This window comes from Roseobacter sp. TSBP12, assembly GCF_009129705.1.
Classification (GTDB): domain Bacteria; phylum Pseudomonadota; class Alphaproteobacteria; order Rhodobacterales; family Rhodobacteraceae; genus Celeribacter; species Celeribacter baekdonensis_A.
On the sequence record NZ_PYIB01000058.1, the window covers coordinates 1 to 3,252 of the forward strand.

Below are 3,252 nucleotides of genomic sequence, written 5' to 3' on the forward strand. Positions count from 1 at the left end.
CCGCCGGGTCTGGAGCGACATCCGCGGTTGCTCGTCGACATTCGGCGGCGAGGCCCGGCGATGCCGCGCCGTCAGAACCTGAAGCACTTCGGGCGCTTCCAGGTCTCCCTGCCCCGCGCTGCGCGCCCAGGCATCCAGATACGCGGCACCGGCCTCGGCATGCCCTTCAAGTTTCTTAAAGCAATCCGCACCGAACCGGTCGGACAGGGTCTCGCCGGTCGCGTCCCGAAACTCCACAGCATGCACCGGGCAACTGAATCGCCACGGCAGCGCGGCGGATTTGCGATGCAGCTCTTCGGGACAGAGCGGACACGTATGCCGGTTCTTCCGCGCGATCATCATGCGCGCCGCAGACCCCAACTCCCGGAAGGTCATGGCCTGCACGGTCTCAGGCGAAAGGCCGGTCCAAGCCGCGATCAGAGCCCCCTGCCCTTCCGAAAGACGCCATTCCAGGTCGAACACGTCGTGCCCCTTCAGGCCAAGCGCTGCAACGAATTCCGAAACCGTCATGGCGTAGAACGGGGCCATGCGCGCGGCCCAGGAAGACAGTCGTTCGTCGACCTCGGGGGCGTAAACAACCGGCAGGCGCCCGCACCCCGTCACACCGGCTCTCCCAGGACCGCCTGCAACCGGTCGCCACCCAGAATATCGCGCGAGAGGATGCGTTCCTCGCCGCTTTCGATGGCGGCGATCGCCAGCTGCGACAGGATCGAAAAGATGCCCGAGGTGATGCCGCCAGTCACCTTGATGATCCGCGCGAGCGCGTGTCCGTCGATCTGGCTTTGGCGCCGAAGCGGCAGCGTGCGCGTGAGCGTGCTCATCAGCCCGTTCAGATCCTCGCCCTCCCGCCAGGGCGGCAATGCGAAGGCCTCGAAGCGACGCACCAGCTGATCATCGGTGCGCAGCGCGTTGCGGGCCTGTGCGGTGCCGACGCAAACCAGCGGGATGCGCAGCTCGTTGCCCAGAAAGCGCAGCATGTTCAGGAATCGCGCCTGTTCGCGGATCGTGCCCGCCTGCAGGCTGTGGATCTCGTCAATCACCAGCATCCCCGGGCGCAATTCGGCGAGCAGTCGCAAGGCCAGACTCTCAAGTACAGATAGTGTCGCCCGCGGCGGCTCGGGGGCTCCAATCGCCGCCAGGATCCGGCGGTAGAAGCGCGACTCGTCGGGCCCCGAGACCATCTGCACCGCAACGACCGGCATATGCAGCCGTCCACTGGCTTCGTCGAAGCTCGACGCGTGATCGCGGGTGAACTTCTCGATGATCATCGTCTTGCCCATGCCGCTGTCACCGACAATGAGCAGGTTCGGCATGCGGGCGCGCTCGGGAAACGACATCAGCGTTTCCAGCTTCTCCAAGGCCGCCTCGGCCCTGGGATAGGAGACCCAGCGGTCGGCGCGAATCCGGTGAATGCGCTCGTCGGCGCTGAGCGCGGCGATCTTGCCGGCTCCCGGGTAGAGATGCGGGAACTCAGTCATCGTCGTACCATTCCTCGACCTTGAAGCCGGGATGGCTGAGGAACGGGCTCCCCTCCCCTTCCAGCGCGGGCAAGGCATCTCGCGCGGCGTCATCCGGTGTCACGTCGATCATGCGCCGGGGTGCCAGATGCGCCCGCCGCGCCTGATGACGCCGCGTGGCCTTGGTCTGCCGTACCGCGGTGTCGACGAGGTCGCGCTGCGCCTCGATCGTCCTGAAAATCAACTCCTCGTCCACAGAATGACGTCCAGCCTCGCGCAGGGCCCGCCGCGCCGCGCGGTGCTCCCAGAGCGTGATCGCAGGCCGTGTCAGATCAGCAGGTCGGGCTTCGATGATCCCACTCTCTGTCAGCACGAAGATGCGCGAGAGATCGCGCGGATCGTATTTGAGCGTGAACTTGCGGCTTTCCCGGCCCATCAGCCAACGCAACTCGTCCGCCCAGTAGCGGATGTGGAAGAGATGCAGGCCGTCGCGCTGCAAAACCCGCTGCTCAGACGGCAGAAAATCGACCAAGAACTGGCGCAGATCGGCGGGTATACGGAGTCTGACTTCGTCCACCCGTGTTGCCCAGGCCGCCGAGGGCGTGATTTCCAACGCGCTATGCACCCGCGCGTGGTAGGAGCCGGTGATTTCCAGCGCCAGCCAGGTTTCCAGCTCGCGCAAGGTCATCACCGCCTCGGCTTCGGCATCGAGATCGCCGCGCTCGAAGATGTTCGAGAAATGCGAGCCCGGCAGCAGGTGAATCGCGCCCATCATCGTGCCGATCAGCCGCTCGATATGCCCGCCATAGCGCGGCGTGCCGGGCGGACGGTACTGCAGGTCGATCTGGTATTCGGAACAGGCAAGCTGAAAAGCCCGGGCATGGAACTCCGCGCCATTGTCCACATAAATCGCGGTCGGGATGCCCCGCGCCAGCCACTCCGTGCTGATCCCGCACGCCGTCAGCCAGTGCATTTTCTCCATCACCGCATGGGTCAGGCAGAGGGCGACGGAGAGCAGCGAGGGCGGTTCCAGGGACAAGTGGAAGCCCAGAACCATGCGGGTATTCACGTCGATCGCGACCGTCAGCGTTGGCCGACCGAGCGGGCGTCGTGTCACCGGATCTACCACTGTCACGTCAGCCTTGGTGTGGTCGATCTGGACGATATCCAGCGGATCGTTGGCGACCAGCCCCCCAGGCGTGGCCAGATAGCGCCGGTCGGCCTTGTCCTTGCCCTCTCGCCGGGCCATCAGCTTAGCCTGGTCATGTTGCTCCAGCCAGCGCCCCAGACGACGGATCGAGGGCGGTGCCAGCCCTTGAGCCCGACAATCGGCGGCGACCTCCCGCCAGAACCGCGTTCTGGTAGGTTTGCGGCGGGTGGCATAAAGCCCCTTGAAGTGGCGGGACACGATTTCTTCCACCGCCGGGTCCAGCGGCTGCATGCCAGGTTTGGGGCCCCGGGTGTCCGGCAGAAGTGCACTGGTCCGCCCGTCCTCGCGGAACTGCTTCACCAGACGAAAAAGCGTGGATCGGCTGACATTTAGCTGACGTATGGCCCAGTCGACATTGCCCTGAGTCAGCTGGGCCGGCAGCTCCGCGAGCACCCGGGCGCGAAACTCCGCCTCTTCCCAATCCTTGTCAGCTGGAAAATTATCGGACATAACTTACTCAGTGCATGGATGCCGGATAGTCTCACCAATGGTGATTCAAATCGGCGTCCAGTCTCACATACCTTGAATCGGTTTCAGAAATGCGACACAGGCAAGCTATTGAAAACACATGGAACGCAGTCTCAA

The 3,252-nt window shown here is 64.4% G+C and carries 3 protein-coding genes; all 3 read right to left on the bottom strand.

The window, feature by feature from the left end; translation table 11 throughout:
* Positions 1-603 (bottom strand): TniQ family protein (locus C8029_RS17435; protein ID WP_193217681.1); only part of this gene is annotated, 603 nt, incomplete at its 3' end.
* Positions 600-1,478 (bottom strand): TniB family NTP-binding protein, encoded by an 879-nt coding sequence (locus tag C8029_RS17440; protein ID WP_074646627.1) that lies wholly within the window; start codon positions 1,476-1,478, stop codon positions 600-602. The genes C8029_RS17440 and C8029_RS17435, both read right to left, overlap by 4 nt.
* Positions 1,471-3,117: a TnsB C-terminal domain-containing protein gene (locus C8029_RS17445; RefSeq protein ID WP_074646626.1), complete on the bottom strand. Its 1,647-nt coding sequence runs from the start codon at positions 3,115-3,117 to the stop codon at positions 1,471-1,473. The genes C8029_RS17440 and C8029_RS17445 overlap by 8 nt, the downstream gene beginning before the upstream one ends.
* Between the last annotated feature and the right edge of the window lie 135 nt (positions 3,118-3,252).

What these genes read in the sequence shown, in the direction of transcription:
- C8029_RS17440 (WP_074646627.1), bottom strand. Translation starts at nt 1,478, where the DNA reads ATGACTGAGTTCCCGCATCTCTACCCGGGAGCCGGCAAGATCGCCGCG.
- C8029_RS17445 (WP_074646626.1), bottom strand. Translation starts at nt 3,117, where the DNA reads ATGTCCGATAATTTTCCAGCTGACAAGGATTGGGAAGAGGCGGAGTTT.